General features: G+C 62.4%; 17 protein-coding genes and 1 tRNA gene. 15 read left to right on the top strand and 3 right to left on the bottom strand.

All coding sequences use genetic code 11. From position 1 onward, the window contains the following. Positions 1-73: 73 nt before the first annotated feature. The gene (locus Q0L62_RS09965) at positions 74-199 is read left to right on the top strand and encodes a hypothetical protein (protein ID WP_296679357.1); all 126 of its coding nucleotides are present in this window, start codon (positions 74-76) and stop codon (positions 197-199) included. A 19-nt stretch (positions 200-218) separates the two neighbouring features. Here the strand turns inward: Q0L62_RS09965 and Q0L62_RS09960 are convergent. Continuing rightward, positions 219-293: transfer RNA gene (locus Q0L62_RS09960), tRNA-Thr, on the bottom strand. Positions 294-404: 111 nt separating this feature from the next. Here Q0L62_RS09960 and Q0L62_RS09955 point away from each other — a divergent pair. Genes Q0L62_RS09955 through Q0L62_RS09905 form a run of 11 tightly spaced genes read left to right on the top strand, consistent with a single transcriptional unit; the run spans position 405 to position 10,196 of the window. After that, a complete protein-coding gene (locus Q0L62_RS09955; RefSeq protein WP_296679355.1) occupies positions 405-551 on the top strand; it encodes a hypothetical protein in 147 nt (48 codons plus the stop codon). Positions 552-582: 31 nt separating this feature from the next. After that, positions 583-1,269 (top strand): 2,3-diphosphoglycerate-dependent phosphoglycerate mutase, encoded by a 687-nt coding sequence (gene gpmA, locus Q0L62_RS09950; protein ID WP_296679353.1) that lies wholly within the window; start codon positions 583-585, stop codon positions 1,267-1,269. A gap of 1 nt (position 1,270) precedes the next feature. Further along, the gene (gene purE, locus Q0L62_RS09945) at positions 1,271-1,750 is read left to right on the top strand and encodes a 5-(carboxyamino)imidazole ribonucleotide mutase (protein WP_296679352.1); all 480 of its coding nucleotides are present in this window, start codon (positions 1,271-1,273) and stop codon (positions 1,748-1,750) included. Between the two features lies 1 nt (position 1,751). Next, a complete protein-coding gene (locus tag Q0L62_RS09940) occupies positions 1,752-2,807 on the top strand; it encodes a 5-(carboxyamino)imidazole ribonucleotide synthase (RefSeq protein WP_296679351.1) in 1,056 nt (351 codons plus the stop codon). After that, positions 2,801-3,301 (top strand): dihydrofolate reductase, encoded by a 501-nt coding sequence (locus Q0L62_RS09935; RefSeq protein ID WP_296679391.1) that lies wholly within the window; start codon positions 2,801-2,803, stop codon positions 3,299-3,301. The genes Q0L62_RS09940 and Q0L62_RS09935 overlap by 7 nt, the downstream gene beginning before the upstream one ends. Positions 3,302-3,319: 18 nt before the next feature. Beyond that, positions 3,320-4,495: a dipeptidase gene (locus Q0L62_RS09930; protein ID WP_296679350.1), complete on the top strand. Its 1,176-nt coding sequence runs from the start codon at positions 3,320-3,322 to the stop codon at positions 4,493-4,495. Between the two features lie 2 nt (positions 4,496-4,497). After that, the gene (locus Q0L62_RS09925) at positions 4,498-5,421 is read left to right on the top strand and encodes a bifunctional riboflavin kinase/FAD synthetase (protein ID WP_296679389.1); all 924 of its coding nucleotides are present in this window, start codon (positions 4,498-4,500) and stop codon (positions 5,419-5,421) included. A gap of 26 nt (positions 5,422-5,447) precedes the next feature. Continuing rightward, positions 5,448-6,467 carry a glycerophosphodiester phosphodiesterase family protein gene (locus Q0L62_RS09920; RefSeq protein ID WP_296679348.1) on the top strand — a complete coding sequence of 340 codons (1,020 nt, stop codon included), beginning with the start codon at positions 5,448-5,450 and terminating at the stop codon, positions 6,465-6,467. Positions 6,468-6,502: 35 nt separating this feature from the next. Further along, positions 6,503-9,259, top strand: a complete 2,757-nt coding sequence (gene ileS / locus Q0L62_RS09915) for an isoleucine--tRNA ligase (RefSeq protein ID WP_296679346.1) — start codon at positions 6,503-6,505, stop codon at positions 9,257-9,259. After that, positions 9,256-9,780, top strand: coding sequence for a signal peptidase II (gene lspA / locus Q0L62_RS09910; RefSeq protein ID WP_296679344.1), 525 nt, complete (start codon positions 9,256-9,258; stop codon positions 9,778-9,780). Before ileS ends, lspA begins: the two co-directional genes overlap by 4 nt. Before the next feature lie 5 nt (positions 9,781-9,785). Beyond that, complete coding sequence (locus tag Q0L62_RS09905) at positions 9,786-10,196, top strand: DUF3035 domain-containing protein (protein ID WP_296679342.1); 411 nt, start codon at positions 9,786-9,788, stop codon at positions 10,194-10,196. Positions 10,197-10,265: 69 nt separating this feature from the next. Here the strand turns inward: Q0L62_RS09905 and Q0L62_RS09900 are convergent, their stop codons facing one another. After that, the gene (locus tag Q0L62_RS09900) at positions 10,266-11,591 is read right to left on the bottom strand and encodes a hemolysin family protein (RefSeq protein ID WP_296679341.1); all 1,326 of its coding nucleotides are present in this window, start codon (positions 11,589-11,591) and stop codon (positions 10,266-10,268) included. Positions 11,592-11,743: 152 nt separating this feature from the next. Here Q0L62_RS09900 and Q0L62_RS09895 point away from each other — a divergent pair, with 152 nt between their 5' ends. Next, on the top strand, positions 11,744-12,436 hold the full coding sequence (locus tag Q0L62_RS09895; RefSeq protein WP_296679339.1) for an OmpA family protein: 693 nt from the start codon (positions 11,744-11,746) through the stop codon (positions 12,434-12,436). 338 nt (positions 12,437-12,774) lie between these two features. Further along, complete coding sequence (locus Q0L62_RS09890) at positions 12,775-13,542, top strand: helix-turn-helix transcriptional regulator (protein WP_296679338.1); 768 nt, start codon at positions 12,775-12,777, stop codon at positions 13,540-13,542. Here the strand turns inward: Q0L62_RS09890 and Q0L62_RS09885 are convergent. Beyond that, positions 13,539-14,318 carry a 3'(2'),5'-bisphosphate nucleotidase CysQ gene (locus Q0L62_RS09885; protein ID WP_296679337.1) on the bottom strand — a complete coding sequence of 260 codons (780 nt, stop codon included), beginning with the start codon at positions 14,316-14,318 and terminating at the stop codon, positions 13,539-13,541. The two genes, Q0L62_RS09890 and Q0L62_RS09885, sit on opposite strands and share 4 nt — an antisense overlap. A gap of 152 nt (positions 14,319-14,470) precedes the next feature. Between Q0L62_RS09885 and sucC the strand changes: the two genes are divergently transcribed. Continuing rightward, entirely contained in the window at positions 14,471-15,667 is a 1,197-nt protein-coding gene (sucC, locus tag Q0L62_RS09880) for an ADP-forming succinate--CoA ligase subunit beta (protein WP_296679335.1), read from the top strand. Positions 15,668-15,928: the final 261 nt, after the last annotated feature.

Below are 15,928 nucleotides of genomic sequence, written 5' to 3'. Positions count from 1 at the left end.
CGGTCAAACCTGCGGTTTACCATTTTAATGCAGGTTCGCCTGCAATCGCGAAGCTGTGCAGGGACACAAGGCCATGCGCTACGTTTTTTACGCCTTCATTGCACTGGGCATGCTAATTGCCTGGATGAACCTGACAAGCGATGGTGCGCGCGCCAAGAAACACCTGCTCCACAGCCAGCAGCCGGCTGCCTACGGGTGAACCTGAACAGAGTCTGGAATGGTGCTGCTGGGGAGGATTGAACTCCCGACCTCAGCCTTACCAAGGATGCGCTCTACCACTGAGCTACAGCAGCACACCATTCCATGAATCGCCGCGCCGGCAGGGCCGGTCGGGCAGGGGCGCGCTATTGGCTGTGGCCCCTTGCTTTGTCAAGCCGAACCCTGATAGCGCCCAGAAATTGCCGATGAATGAAGACCCAGCCCCTCAAGGTCGCAAGACCACCCGCGACGAGCGGCTGGCCGCCAAGCTGCGCGAGAACTTGCGCCGCCGCAAGGAACAGGCGCGCGAATTGGACGAAGCCCCGCTTCCCAAAGACGAATCGAGCGGCTAGGCGCGGGCAAGGGACAAAGTCGGGAGCAAAAATGCCGCGTTTGATTCTTGTGCGCCACGGACAAAGCCAGTGGAATCTGGAAAATCGCTTTACCGGCTGGTGGGATGTCGACTTGACCAAAAAGGGTGAGGACGAAGCACGCGCCGCAGGTGCTTTGCTTGCCGACAAGGGAATGCTGCCTACCGTCGCCTTTACCAGTGTGCAGACCCGAGCCATCCGAACGCTGCATCTGGCGCTTGAGGTCGCGGGACGCCTGTGGATCCCCGAAACAAAGGATTGGCGCCTGAATGAGCGGCATTATGGCGGTCTGACCGGGCTCAACAAGGCGGAAACGGCAGCTCTCCACGGCGAAGAACAGGTCAAGATCTGGCGCCGCAGTTTCGATATCCCTCCTCCGCCGCAGGAGCCAGGGAGCCAGTTCGATCTGGCCGCCGATGTACGGTATGCAGGAATTGCAGTCCCCGGCACCGAAAGCCTCAAGGATACCATCGCTCGGGTTCTGCCCTATTACGAAAACGCGATTGTACCGCAGCTTCGGGCCGGAGAGACAGTGATAATCGCTGCCCATGGAAACTCGCTTCGCGCGCTGGTCAAGCACCTTTCCGGGATCTCAGACGACGAAATCACCAGCCTTGAAATCCCTACGGGCCAGCCGATTGTGTACGAACTCGACGCTGCGATTATCGCCAGCGAACGCTATTATCTGGCGGATCGCTGAAATGGGCGCGCCGGTCGCCATCGTAATGGGCAGCCAGTCTGACTGGGCTACGATGAAATGCGCCGCCGATGCACTCGACAAGCTTGGCGTAGCGCACGACACCCGGATTGTGTCGGCCCATCGCACCCCTCATCGGCTGATTGACTTTGCACAAGGCGCCGCCGACGCCGGTTTCAAGGTGATCATCGCCGGGGCCGGCGGCGCGGCGCATCTGCCGGGCATGGTAGCGAGCATGACGCACTTGCCAGTCCTGGGCGTGCCAGTTCAGTCCAAGGCACTCAGCGGGCAGGACAGTCTGCTTTCTATTGTCCAGATGCCGGCCGGAATCCCGGTTGGCACACTGGCTATCGGTGAAGCAGGTGCAACCAACGCCGGTCTGCTAGCGGCCGCAATTCTGGCGACCGGCGATCCGGCCCTGGCCAAGCGGCTCAAAGCATTCCGAGCCGCGCAGACTGACGGCGTTGCGGAAAGGCCAGCGTGACGTGATTGCGCCGGGGGAGACAGTCGGCATCCTGGGCGGCGGCCAGCTGGGCCGGATGCTTGCCATGGCCGCAGCACGGCTGGGATACCGCTGCCACGTTTTTGCACCAGAAAGCGATTCGATTGCCGCGGAAGTCTGCGCCCAGCACACCTGCGCCGATTGGACCGACCTTGCCGCCATGGCCACCTTTGCCGCCGACTGTGCAGTCATCACTTACGAATTTGAAAACGTCCCGGTCGCACCGCTGAAAGCGCTGGGCGACGTGCCGCTCTTGCCGGGTTTGCGTGCGCTGGAAGTTGCGCAGGATCGGCTCAATGAAAAACGCTTTGTAGCCCAACTGGGCGGCACCACCGCCCCCTTCCACCTAGTCGATACGGCCGAGGATCTGGACCTTGCGCTGATTGAGGTCGGATCGCCGGGCATCCTCAAGACCCGGCGCGACGGCTATGACGGGAAAGGCCAATGGCGGATCATGGTGGATCATGATGCCGATGCAGTGCGGATCGCCGATATTCCTCTGATATACGAGGGTTTTGTCCACTTTTTTGCTGAGTTTTCGGTGATTATGTGCCGCGGCGGGGACGGCGCAGTGGTGTTCTGGGACAGCGCCGAAAACACCCACAACGTCGGCATTCTTGATCGCTCGGTGGTACCTGCCAGCCAAGCAGTCCAGGCCCAGGTTTCCGCGGCACGTGATCTGGCCGCCAAGGCCGCCAATGCGCTCGACTATGTCGGCGTGCTTACGCTTGAGTTCTTTGCGACAGATGCTGGCCCGGTGTTCAACGAAATGGCCCCGCGGGTTCACAATTCGGGCCATTGGACAGTCGAAGGCGCGCTGACCAGCCAGTTCGAGAACCACATTCGCGCGATTTGCGGCCTTCCCCTGGGTGCAACGGCGCTGACTTCGGCCCACGTTGAAATGCGCAACCTCATCGGCGATGCTGCTGAAGACTGGGATACGCTTCTGGCCGATCCAGCCAACCATCTGCACCTTTACGGCAAGGTTGCAGCCCGGCCAGGACGCAAAATGGGCCACGTGACAAGGCTTGGCTGGTGAAGCGGGGTGAAGTCTATCTGGTTGTAGCGGTTGCCGACAATGGCGTTATCGGCAACGCCGGGACGATGCCGTGGCACCTGCCGCTCGATCTGCGCCGCTTCAAGGCGCTTACCGCGGGCAAGCCTATGGTGATGGGCCGCAAGACGTTCGAATCGCTTCCCGGCCTGTTGCCCGGCCGCCGCCATATCGTCCTGACCCGCGACCCGGCTTGGGCCGAAGACGGAGCCGAAGTTGCGCGATCCCCCGACGAGGCTTTGGCGCTCGCCAATTCATCCCACGTCGCGGTGATCGGCGGAGCCGAAATCTACCGCCTGTTCCTCCCCCTTGCCGACCGGATCGAATGGACGGCGGTTCATGCCGAACCGGCAGGAGATACCCGCTTTCCAACGCTTGACCTCAGCCAGTGGAGCGAGACGTTTCGTGAACATCATCCGGGTGACGGACGCGCACCGGGGTTTGATTTCATAACGCTGCTGCGTAAACCCTCCGTTTAAGGGGAGCGACAACAGGCCATGCAAAAGAAACTAGGGATCCCGCTGGTGCTGCTGGCTGTAGCGGCGATCGGGTTTTTCGGGTTTGCACCGGCATACCTGGAAAGCAGTATGAACCGCATCGACGGCAAACCGCTGATCGCGGTCAGCGCCGAGGCGAAGGCGCTGCATGCCAGTCTGCAGATCGTCGATCTGCATTCCGACACGCTGATGTGGCAGCGCGGCCTTATCGGCACGGCCGCGCGCGGGCACGAAGACCTGCGCAGACTGCAAGAAGGCAACGTTTCGCTCCAGGTCTTTTCCAGCGTGACGAAAACCCCGCGCGGCCAGAATTATGACGCAAATGGCGCCGATACCGACAACATCACACCGCTGGTGATTGCGCAGTTACAGCCGATCCGTACGTGGAGTTCGCTGCTGGAGCGCTCACTGTGGCATGCGGCGAAACTGGACCGGGCGGTGGTTCAATCAGGCGGCGCTTTGGCGAAGGTGACGACGCCCGCCATGCTTGATGGCCTGCAAGGCCAGCGCCGAATCCAGGGTCGGCCTGTTGGTGCCATGCTTAGCATCGAAGGGTTGCAGGATCTTGAAGGCAAGGTGGAAAATCTCGACACGCTTTATGCTGCGGGTTTCCGCATGGCGTCGCTCGCGCACTTTTTTGACAATGAACTGGCCGGATCGATGCACGGGCTCCGGAAAGGAGGAATGACTCCGCTGGGCCGTCAGGTCATGGCCGCGATGGAAGCCAAGGGGATGATTGTCGACATCGCCCATTGCAGCCACGCCTGCGTTGCCGACATCCTGGCAGCCGCACGCCGGCCAGTCGTATCCAGCCACGGCGGGGTTCAAGCCACCTGCAAGGTCAACCGAAACCTGACCGACGAGGAGGTGAAGGGCGTTGCCCGTACACAAGGCGTTATCGGCATCGGCTATTGGGAAGGTGCAGTCTGCGACACCGATCCGCGCGCCATCGCCACGGCGATGCAGCACGTAAAGGACCTGGTCGGGGTACAGTACATCGCGCTTGGCAGTGACTTTGACGGCGCGACCACGGTGCGGTTCGATACCGGCCAGCTGGTCCAGGTAACGCAGGCCTTGCTGGATGCCGGTTTTACCCCGGACGAGATCCGCGCCGTAATGGGCGGGAATGCGCTGCGCGTAATCCGCGCCGGGCTGCAACCGCTGCAAGGCAGGTGATGATCCCGCGCCTCGATGCCCGTGATCCAATGCCCGGCGCGCTGCGCGGCGCGGTGATTGCACTGGGCAATTTTGATGGGTTCCACCTGGGCCATCAGGCCGTGGCGGGCGAAGCGCTGCGCTGGGCGCGGGCCGAGGGCCGCCCGGCGATCATTGCCACCTTTGATCCCCATCCGGTGCGCCATTTTGCGCCCGATGCCCCGCCGTTTCGCCTGACCACGCTGGACCAGCGGCAGGACCTGTTCGCTGCCTTTGGTGCCGATGCCATGCTGGTCTTTGCTTTCAACGCCGATCTGGCGGGGACCACGGCGCAGGACTTTGTCGTCTCATTGCTGGGCGAACGGCTGGGTGCAGCGGGCGTCGTAACCGGCGAGGACTTCACTTTTGGCAAGGGGCGCGGCGGCAACGTAGCGGTACTGCGTGATCTGGGCGCTACCTGCGGGATCGCATCGCGCGCGGTCGGGCCGGTCAGCGAAGGCGGTGAGGTGGTATCTTCCAGCCGCATCCGGGATGCATTGAAGGCGGGCGATTGCCAGACCGCTGCACGCCTGCTGACCCGCCCCTTCACGATCCGCGGCACGGTGCAGCACGGCGACAAGGTGGGGCGGACGATCGGCTATCCCACCGCCAACCTGGCGCTCGATAGCTATCTGCGCCCGCGCTACGGGGTTTATGCGGTGACCGGTACGCTGCCTGACGGACGCGTCTTGTGCGGTGCTGCCAATCTGGGAGTGCGCCCGCAATTCGATCCGCCCAAGGAACTGCTGGAGCCGCACTTCTTCGATTTTGCGGGCGATCTTTACGGCCAGCAGATCGATGTTGCCTTGCACCACTTCCTGCGGGGTGAGGCAAAGTTTACCGGAATCGATGAACTGGTCACACAAATCGATGCCGATTGCGCACAGGCCCGGGCGCTGTTGGCGTGAAGATGTGGGCCAGGCGTGCAGCGCAAGTGCTGGCTTTCTCCTTTCTGGCGATGACCGTATTCAATGCCAGCTGGCTTGCCCCGACACCGCGCGGCGGGGTCAAGCTGATTGCCCATCGCGGCGTGATGCAGCAGTTTGGTCGGGCCAATTCCGCCGCGACGGCTTGCACAGCAACCTTGATCGAGCAGCCAGTGACTGATCTGATCGAAAATACTGCCCCTTCGCTTTATCAGGCGCAGCGGCTTGGCGCGCAGATGATCGAGATCGACGTTGCACAAAGCGCGGACGGGCAGCTCGTGCTGTTTCACGATGAAGACCTCGGCTGCCGGACTGATGGCACCGGCAAGATTACCGCCGCGACACTGGCCAGGCTCAAGGCACTTGACGCGGGTTACGGCTACAGCGCTGACGGGGGTAAGACGTTTCCGCTGCGGGGCAAGGGAAAGGCGCTGATTCCGACCCTGGACGAGGCCCTGGCTGCCGCTCCGCAGACTGCACTGCTCTACAACCTACGCGGGACGGATCCCGTGCTGGGCGAAAGACTGGTCGCCGCGCTCAAAGCGGCGGGACGCGATCCGGCCGAACGGCGCGACGGATTTTCGGGTCCTGCGACAATTCTTGCGCCAATCCGCGCAGCCTGGCCCAAGGTCTGGTCTTATAGCGACGACGCGGTCGAAGCCTGCACCCGGTCCTATCTGTCCCAAGGCTGGCTTGGGCTGACCCCCGCCACATGCCAAAACGGCACCATCGCAATCCCGCTCAACCGGCAATTCCTTTTCGCAGGCTGGCCCAATCGCCTGATTGCACGGATGGAAGCGGCCGGTGCGCATGTGCTGCTGATCGGCCCGACCGGTGCGCACAAGCCGATGGGACTGGACCTGCCCGAACAGATTGGCGACATCCCGGTGGGCTTCAACGGCTTCGTCTGGGTTGATGATATCTATGCCATTGGCCCCGCGCTGCATCCGGCGCTGAACAAGCGCAACCCGGTGGAACAGGCCGAACTGCTGCGCGAGATCGAACGCCGCCGCAAGGCGCGGGACTAGCGCAATGCCGCGCCCCCGGCTAAGGCCCGCCCGCCATGACTGAACAGCGCGATTACAGAGACACCGTCTTCCTGCCGAAGACAGACTTCCCGATGAAAGCCGGCCTGCCCCAAAAGGAGCCGATCATTGCCGCGCGCTGGGAAGCCGAAAAGCTGTACGAACAGCTGCGCGATGCCCGCCGCGGCCGCGAAACCTTCATGTACCATGATGGCCCTCCGTACGCGAACGGCGACATGCACATCGGCCACGCGCTGAACCACACGATCAAGGACATGGTCTGCCGCACGCAGAACCTGCTGGGCAAGAACGCGCCCTATGTGCCGGGCTGGGATTGCCACGGCCTGCCGATCGAATGGAAGGTCGAGGAGCAGTACCGCAAGAAGAAGCTCGACAAGGACGAAGTGCCCTTGCTCGAATTCCGCGCCGAATGCCGCGCCTATGCCCAGCACTGGGTCGACGTGCAGCGCGAACAATTGAAGCGGCTCGGCGTGATGGCCGACTGGGACAACCCCTACCTGACCATGCAGCCCGAAAGCGAGGCGACGATCGTTGCCGAACTGCTAAAGTTTGCCACCAGCGGGCAATTGTACCGCGGAGCCAAGCCGGTGATGTGGTCGCCAGTGGAGAAAACCGCGCTGGCCGAGGCTGAGGTCGAGTACGAGGATGTGGTCTCGACGCAGATCGATGTGGCGTTTGAGATTGTTGAGTCGCCGAACGCGAAGCATCTGGTTGGAGCAAAGGCCGTAATTTGGACGACCACACCTTGGACGATTCCCGTCAATCAAGCGTTGGCTTATGGGCCAGACGTTGACTATTCACATATCTCAACTTCTGCCGGCCGATTTGTGGTCGCAAACAAGCTGCTAGGCGATTTTGCTAAGCGCACAAACCTCGTCATCGAGAGTGAGGAAGCTGTAAGAGACGGGTCGTTTCTTCGCGCGTACGCCCGCCACCCGATGCACCACCTCGACGGGTTCTTTGCCGAACCGCGTCCGATGCTCCCTGGCGATTTTGTCACCACCGACAGCGGCACGGGCCTCGTCCACATGGCCCCCGACCACGGCGAGGACGACTTCGAGCTGTGCAAGGCGCACGGACTGAACCCGAAGTTCGCGGTCGAAGGCGATGGCAAGTACCGTGAGGACTGGGTCTGGCTCGGCGGGCAAGGCTCGGTCATCAACCCGAAGTTCAATGCCCCCGACGGGCCGATCTGTGCGGACCTGCGCGAGACGGGCTGTCTGCTGGCGGCGAGCGCGGACTACAAGCATTCCTACCCGCACTCGTGGCGCTCCAAAGCCAAGGTGATCTACCGCTGCACCCCGCAGTGGTTCGTGCCGATGGACAAGCCGCTCGCCGACGGGCGCACGCTGCGCGAAACCGCGACCAGCGAAATCGAGCGCGTACAGTTCACCCCCGACAAGGGCCGCAACCGTATCGGTTCGATGGTGGCCGGGCGGCCCGATTGGGTGCTAAGCCGCCAGCGCGCGTGGGGCGTGCCGATCACGCTGTTTGTGGGCCGCAAGACCGGCGAATACCTGGTCGACGAGGCGGTCAACGCGCGCATCGTCGCCGCGGTGAAGGAACAGGGCATCGACGCCTGGACGCCGGAAACCGCGCACAGCTTCCTGGGCGATGACTATGAACATGACGAGTGGGAGGCCGTACCCGACATTCTCGACGTGTGGTTCGATAGCGGCACCAGCCACGCCTATGTGCTGGACAGCGGGCGCTGGCCCGACCTGTCATGGCCGGCCGACATCTATGTCGAAGGCAGCGACCAGCACCGCGGCTGGTTCCAGTCGAGCCTGCTGGAAAGCTGCGCCACGCGCGGCCGCGCGCCCTATGACCGGATCCTCACCCACGGCTTCACCATGGACGCCAAGGGCATGAAGATGTCCAAGTCGCTGGGCAACACCATCGACCCGATCAAGGTCATGGAAACCTACGGCGCGGACATCATCCGGCTGTGGGCGCTGTCGGTCGATTTCACCGAGGATCACCGCATCGGCGATGAAATCCTCAAAGGCGTGTCCGACCAGTACCGCAAGCTGCGCAACACCTTCCGCTATCTGCTCGGCGCGCTGGACGGGTTCAGCGAGGCTGAGCGTGTGCCGGTGGAGGCCATGCCCGAGCTGGAGCGCTACATTCTGGCGCTGCTGGCGCGGATGGATGCGACTTTGCGTGAAGCGGTCGATACCTACGATTTCAACACTTACGTGCGCACCCTGACCGATTTCTGCAACGAGGATTTGTCGGCCTTCTTCTTCGACGTGCGCAAGGACAGCCTCTATTGCGACGCGGCGGACGATCCCAAACGCATGGCCTATCGCACGGTGCTCGACACGCTGTTCCATGCGCTGGTCCGCTGGGCCGCGCCGGTGCTGGTGTACACCGCCGAGGAAGTGTGGGGAACCCGCCATCCCGGCGAAGGCAGCGTCCACCTGCTGGAGTGGCCCAGCATCTTCGTTGATGCCAAGGTCGACCTGGCGAAATGGGAAGCGCTGCGCGCCGCGCGCGCGGCCGTCAACGAGCAGATCGAACCCCTGCGGCGGGACAAGGTAATCGGATCGAGCCTTGAAGCGGCGGTGACCTATGCCGGCGATGCCAGCGATGTCGATCTGGCCGAACTGTTCATCGTATCATCGGTCACCCGGGGTGACGCGCTGGCAATAAGCCGCACCACCAACCACAAGTGCGGCCGCTGCTGGCGGCATCTGCCTGAAGTGACCGAGGACGGCGCGCTGTGTTCACGCTGCGATCAGGTCGTGGCGGGCATGGACGCCGCTTCATGAGCGCCTCGCCACTCCGCAACCGCCTGATCGGCCTCGCGCTTGCCGCGCTGGTGCTGGTGCTTGACCTGCGGACCAAGGCCTATGTCACCGACATCCTCGGGCTGGACGAGGACGGCAAGCAGATCGTGCTCACCGCGTTTTTCAACCTTACCCGCACATCGAACTTCGGCGTGTCGATGGGGCTGCTGACCGCCGATTCAATGGAGATGCGCTGGCTGCTGGTCGCGTTGACCGGGGCGATCGCGCTGGCCGTGCTGGTGTGGCTGCTGCGCGAACGCAGGCTGGTCGATATCGTGCCTCTGGGGCTGGTGCTGGGCGGAGCGATGGGTAACATCCGCGACCGGGCGCTGTTTGGGCACGTCATCGATTTCGCCGATTTTCACATCGGCGCGCGTCATTTCTACATCTTCAACCTGGCTGACGCCGCGATCTCGGTCGGCGTCCTGATTATTCTTGCCCGTTCCTTCCTTTCGAGCGAAAAGCACCCTGATCAAGCGGCCGTGGCCGCGACGGAGAATTGACTGTCATGCGTAAATCGATCGCCATCGCCAGCCTTGTTGGCGCTTCGCTACTGCTTTCGGCCTGCGGCTCGAGCGGGCTGTTCAACCGCTCACGCCCGGACGAGTTTGCGGTGCAGCGCCAGGCCCCGCTGTTGATCCCGCCCGATTTCGCACTGACTCCGCCCGCCCCCGGCGCCCCGCGCCCGGTCGATGCCAGCACGGCCCAGCAGGCGCAGGAAGCGTTGTTCGGCCCTGCCGCCGCGCGCAGCTCGGTCGAATCGTCGGTGGACGGCAAGGCCGGCATCGCGGCGCCGTCGATCCGCTCCACCGTGGGCGATCCGGCCACGGCAACAGTTTACAAGGGCAGCGTCACCCGCGACATTATCGCAGCGCCGCAGGGCGATGGACGCGAAGCGCAGGTGTCCGCCGGAAACTAAGACGCCTTCCCCCCCCCGGGGACCGGACTGCAGAACAAGGGCTCGCTTTTGCGGGCCCTTTTCTTTTGATCAACGATCGCCCGAAACCGGCGTAGGCGCGCGGGTGCATTCGCAGACCAGCAGCTTGTCGATCTTGCGGCCATCCATGTCGACGATTTCAAACCGCCAGCCTTGCTCGGCAAAATGCTCGCCCTCGTTCGGCAGGCGCTTCATCACCGACAGCACGAATCCGGCCGCCGTGGCATAGTCGCGGGTTTCAGGCAGATCGATGCCCAGCCGGTCAGCCATCGCATCAGCCGGGAGCGCTCCCGCGATCAGCAAGCTGCCGTCGTCGCGCTCTACCAGCAGCGGCGAATCGCCTTCATCCTGGTGACTGGCAAAGGTGCCGACAATTGCCGAAAGCAGGTCCGCCGGAGTCACTACGCCTTCCAGATGGCCGTATTCGTCGTGGACCAGCGCCATCGACACGCCCGATTGCTGCAGCATCCGCAGCGCGTCCATCGCGTCGAGCTGGTCGGGGACGATCTCGGCCTTTTTCATCAGCCGCGTCAGCTGCACGCGCTTGCCCGCCAGCAGCACCGCCAGCACGTCCTTCACCTTGACCACCCCGACGATATTGTCGGGCGAACCATCGGCGACCGGCAGCAGCGAATGTGGGCTGGCCTTGATCGCGGCGCGTATATCGTCTTCGCTCGCCTTGCGGTCGATGGTGTCGAGCTCGGTACGCGGGGTCATCACTTCGCGCACCGGACGGTCGGCCAGCCGCATGATCCCCGTCATGATCTGGCGCTCGTCCTCTTCAATCACGCCCGATCGGGTCGCTTCGGCAAAGACCATCTGCAATTCATCGGCAGTCAGGGTATGTTCCCCCCCGTGGGTTAGCCCGGTCAGCCGCAACAAGAGCGAGGACGAACGATCCAGCACCCAGACCAGCGGCGCGGTAACCCGGCTTAGGCCGGCCATTGCCGGAGCAGCCAGCGTGGCGAGCGATTCTGCCGCGCGCAGGGCGATCTGCTTGGGAACCAATTCACCCACGACCAGGCTGAAATACGTGGTTACGGCAATGGCGATGGCAAATCCGGCCTCGGGCGCCCAGCGGTCGGGCACGCCGAGCGCCAGCAGCCTCTGCCCGATTGGGCCGCCCAGGCTGGCGCCTGAATAAGCACCTGCAATGATCCCGATCAGGGTTATGCCGATCTGCGCAGTCGACAAGAGCTTGCCCGGATCGCCAGCCAGCGCGAGCGCGGTCCTGGCCCCGCGGCTGCCCTTTTCTGCCGCGACCTTGAGCCGGGCCGGGCGCGCAGAGACGATCGCCAGTTCGCTCATCGCGAACAGGCCGTTGAGCAGGATCAGGCCTGCGATGATGACTACGTCGGTCCAGGGAAAAGGTGTCACCGCGACGCGCTAGCAGAAACTGGAACAAAGGCGAAGGGTGTGCGTTAGCCCACTGTAACCACGTGTTTGGACGCGAGCGCGTTCATCACTGGTCAAGTTCGCAAATCACATTAGTAATGTGCACAATTGTACAAAAAGGGAAGGCCCTGATCATGATCAAATCGCGTTTGCTCGTCTCGAGCGTAGCCGCTTCTGCACTGCTGTTTACCTCAGCCTGTGTCACCGATCCCAACACGGGTGAAAAGAAGGTTTCGCGCACCGCTATCGGCGGCGTCGGCGGGGCGGTTGCCGGTGCGCTTCTGGGCGGCCTGATCGGCGGCAAGACCGGACGGATCATCGGTGCAGGCGTTGGCGGCGTGGCGGGCGGCGTGGTCGGCTACAAGATGGACCAGCAGATCAAGGAACTGAAGGAGCAGACTGCCGGTTCGGGCGTCGATGTGACCGAAACCGACGGCGGCAAGGCCATTCTGGTCAACCTGCCGGACGGCGTGACATTTGCGACCGGCAGCTATGCCATTTCGCCCACGTTCCAGACGACGCTGGACAAGGTTGCTGCATCGATGGTGCAGTACCCGGACAGCCTTATCGACGTTTATGGCTATACCGACACGGTTGGCTCGACCTCGTCCAACCAGGTCCTGTCGGAAAACCGCGCACGCGCTGTGGCCAACTATCTGATCGGCCGCGGCGTGCCGGCCGCTCGTATTCGCTGGTACGGATACGGTGAAACCCAGCTGAAGGTGCAAACCGGTGACGGCGTGGCCGAACCGATGAATCGCCGGGTTGAAATCAAGATCGTTCCCATCACTCAGGAAGATGTCGCTGCGGCCAAGGCGGCGCAGTAAGCGCGAACCTGATCGCGTCAGCTTAACGCATGAAAACGAGGGCCGGTGGCAACACCGGCCCTCTTTTAATATTCAAACCGCTACCTTGTCAGCGCAGTCGCAGCTTTGACCGCAGCTGCATTCAGGCCCGCAGCGGCACGCTTGCTGAGCGGCCTTCGACTTGCACTCGCCAGTGGGCTGGCAGCGGCAGGGATTGCATTTACATTGGTTGGCCATGAGAGTTTCCTTCCTTGATTGGCGGTGTCTGTTCTTTCCCCCTTTCCGGGCTAGTTGGCTTGAACGAAGAGGCTAATCTGCAAAGCAGAGACATTTTGGCGCAATAGCGATAGTATTGTTGCATGCGTGTTGCCGGACGTGGACGGATTTTGGTTTGGGAAGGCGCGAGCCTGTGGGTCCTCGTTTCGGATGGCAAGGAAGCGGGCACTTCGCTGCACGCACACCATGCCCATCAAATAACGTTGTCGCTCGAAGGGGCCTTTCTGCTCAGCGATCACGCCCGGGTCCGCAAGGGACCGGTTTCGGCCGTCGCAGCAGACCATCAGCATGGGTTCGCGGCGTACGGCAAAGTGGCGTTCCTGTTCGTCGAGCCGGAAAGCACGGCTGGGAGGGCTATTTCAGCCCGATTTGCCGATGGATCGCCTATGACCGATTTGGATCCTGCTCCTTTCGCACCGGCCATTGCAGATTTGCTGGCATGCCATGCCGCAGACAGCCCCGATGGCGATTTCATCACGATTGGCTACGCGCTGCTTGCAGCGCTTGGCGGCGAGGCTCGTCCCGCCGACCTGAATGCCAAGGTCAAAGCGATGATTGACTATGTCCGGACCAATCTGGATGGCGCTGTCAAGCTGGCCTCGGCTGCGGGCATTGCCTGCCTTTCTCCCAGCCGTGCCCGCCACCTCTTCGCCGAAGAAACCGGCTTGCCGTTCAAGGCCTTTGTCCTGTGGCTACGCCTGGAACGAGCAGTGGCGTGCTATGCTGCGGGTCATTCCCTGACCGAAGCGGCGCACTTGGCGGGCTTTGCCGATTCGGCCCATCTCAGTCGGACATTTCGCAAGACATTTGGTCTGCGGGCATCGCAACTTGAACTTAATGGCCGGCGTTAACCGGCAAGGTCTTTCGCGCGTGATGCCAGCCAGGCCACCGCTGCGCCGTGAATACCCGGCGATGTGGCCAATACTCCAAAGGCGCGCGGATCACGTTTGTTGAAATTGAGCGGCTGGCCGAACACGTCGGTAACCGCTGCTCCCGCCTCGCGCGCGATCAGGGCAGCGGCACCGATATCCCACTCATACCCCCAGCGCAGCGTGGCGACCATGTCGGCCTCATCTGCGGCGACCATCGCCATGCGCAGCGCAATCGAGTTGGGTTGATCGACGCGGGTCAGTTCGATTTCCATTTTGGGCAGGGCTTCTGCCGGTACGCGCGCTCCGCTCAGCTCCTGGCGCGTGCTGGCGATGAGCCGCGCTTCGTTGCGCCAGGCACCTTTACCGGCTTCGGCCAGCCAGAACTCGTCCCGCGCCGGCGCAGCGAGCATGCCGATCAGCGGGCGACCGGTATTGATCAGCGCAACCGACACCGCCCAGCCGGGCCGCCCGCGAATGAAATCCCGGGTGCCGTCAACCGGGTCGACCAGCCATAACAAGCCGCCCTCCAGCCGATGCGGGGCATCAATCGTTTCTTCCGACAACCACCCCGCCGAAGGTAAAAGGGCGCCCAGTTCGCGCTTAAGAAACGCGTCGACCGCCATATCGGCCTCACTAACGGGATCGCCGGGCTTCTTTTCCCAGCTTTCCAGTGCATGGCCGTGGCCTGGCCAGCGCGCCAGGGCGATGCGTCCGGCTTCTCGCACGATTGCTTCAAGGCGAGCGCGATCGATCACCTTGCCTCGGGCGTTTGTGATAATGGTTCGCAACTGGCGTTCATATTTCTTCCGCTTGCCCTGTTTGTGGGCCTTTTCAACCCTGCCGCACTGTGCTTAGGCCCACGGCGCGCCAAGGCCTTTGCAGCCTTGCTCCCCTTAGGAGACTGTCGATGAATATCCACGAATACCAAGGCAAGGAACTGCTGGCAAAGTTTGGCATCGCCATTCCCAAGGGGATTGCCGCGATGACGGTAGCCGAAGCGGTCGACGCCGCCAAGCAGCTCCCCGGCCCGCTCTACGTGGTCAAATCGCAGATTCACGCAGGCGGCCGCGGCAAGGGCACGTTCAAGGAACTGCCAGCGGGTGCCAAGGGCGGCGTGCGCCTGGCCAAAAGCCTGGACGAGGTTGAGGCCCATGCCAAGGACATGCTGGGCAACACACTGGTGACCATCCAGACCGGCGATGCCGGTAAGCAGGTCAACCGGCTGTACATCACCGACGGTGTCGACATCGGCAAGGAATACTACCTGTCGATGCTGGTCGACCGGGCGACCGGGCGGATTGCCATGATCGCCAGTACCGAAGGCGGCATGAGCATCGAGGATGTGGCCCACGACACGCCCGAAAAGATTGCCACCATCACCATCGATCCGGCCCAAGGGTTCATGCCGCACCATGGCCGAGCGCTGGCCTTCGGGCTAAAGCTGAAGGGTGATCTGGCCAAGCAGGCGCAGGTGCTGGGCAAGCAGCTGTACGATGCCTTCCAGGCGCTTGACTGCGAGATGATCGAGATCAACCCCTTGGCCGAATGCGACGGCAAGCTGCTGGTGCTCGACACCAAGATGAGCTTTGACGGCAATGCATTGTACCGCCATCCCGATGTGCTGGCGCTGCGCGACGAGACCGAGGAAGACCCGGCCGAAATCGAAGCCAGCAAGTATGATCTGGCCTATATCAAGCTTGATGGGAACATCGGCTGCATGGTCAACGGTGCGGGCCTGGCCATGGCAACCATGGACATCATCAAACTGAATGGCGAGTTTCCGGCCAACTTCCTGGATGTGGGCGGCGGCGCCAGCAAGGAAAAGGTCACCGCAGCGTTCAAGATCATCCTCAAGGATCCGGCGGTAAAAGGCATCCTGGTCAACATTTTCGGCGGGATCATGAAGTGCGACATCATTGCTGACGGGATCGTGGCCGCAGCCAAGGAGGTCAACCTTTCGGTGCCGCTGGTGGTTCGCCTGGAAGGGACCAACGTCGAACAGGGCAAGGCGATCCTGGAAGGTTCGGGCTTGCCGATCGTGTCGGCCGCCGATCTGGGCGATGCTGCCAAGAAGATCGTCGCTGAGGTGCGCAAGGCGGCGTGACGCTGAACGGCCGACCCGAATTGGTTGGGAACCGGCCTTCGCGCTTCAAAGCTCCGATCTGCCCGATTCGACACTTGACCACATAGGAATGCAGGGCAAAGGCAGAGCGGAAAGAACAGTTGACCGGCCGGTTAACGATCGATTGACGTTTCCGTAAACGTAAACTAGGCGCTGATGCGTCAATTTTCTGGGAAAGGCTTGAACCACATGAAAGCCCTGGTCTGCGTAAAGCGCGTGATCGACTATAACGTGAAGCCGCGA

The organism is Novosphingobium sp. (assembly GCF_024642085.1).
GTDB lineage: Bacteria > Pseudomonadota > Alphaproteobacteria > Sphingomonadales > Sphingomonadaceae > Novosphingobium.
Note: the sequence above shows the minus strand (reverse complement) of the source record. Positions and strands in the feature narration are given on the sequence as shown.

What these genes read in the sequence shown, in the direction of transcription:
- Q0L62_RS09955 (WP_296679355.1), top strand. Translation starts at nt 405, where the DNA reads ATGAATGAAGACCCAGCCCCTCAAGGTCGCAAGACCACCCGCGACGAG.
- Q0L62_RS09895 (WP_296679339.1), top strand. Translation starts at nt 11,744, where the DNA reads ATGATCAAATCGCGTTTGCTCGTCTCGAGCGTAGCCGCTTCTGCACTG.
- Q0L62_RS09890 (WP_296679338.1), top strand. Translation starts at nt 12,775, where the DNA reads ATGCGTGTTGCCGGACGTGGACGGATTTTGGTTTGGGAAGGCGCGAGC.
- sucC (WP_296679335.1), top strand. Translation starts at nt 14,471, where the DNA reads ATGAATATCCACGAATACCAAGGCAAGGAACTGCTGGCAAAGTTTGGC.
- Q0L62_RS09905 (WP_296679342.1), top strand. Translation starts at nt 9,786, where the DNA reads ATGCGTAAATCGATCGCCATCGCCAGCCTTGTTGGCGCTTCGCTACTG.
- purE (WP_296679352.1), top strand. Translation starts at nt 1,271, where the DNA reads ATGGGCGCGCCGGTCGCCATCGTAATGGGCAGCCAGTCTGACTGGGCT.
- ileS (WP_296679346.1), top strand. Translation starts at nt 6,503, where the DNA reads ATGACTGAACAGCGCGATTACAGAGACACCGTCTTCCTGCCGAAGACA.
- lspA (WP_296679344.1), top strand. Translation starts at nt 9,256, where the DNA reads ATGAGCGCCTCGCCACTCCGCAACCGCCTGATCGGCCTCGCGCTTGCC.
- Q0L62_RS09930 (WP_296679350.1), top strand. Translation starts at nt 3,320, where the DNA reads ATGCAAAAGAAACTAGGGATCCCGCTGGTGCTGCTGGCTGTAGCGGCG.
- gpmA (WP_296679353.1), top strand. Translation starts at nt 583, where the DNA reads ATGCCGCGTTTGATTCTTGTGCGCCACGGACAAAGCCAGTGGAATCTG.
- Q0L62_RS09965 (WP_296679357.1), top strand. Translation starts at nt 74, where the DNA reads ATGCGCTACGTTTTTTACGCCTTCATTGCACTGGGCATGCTAATTGCC.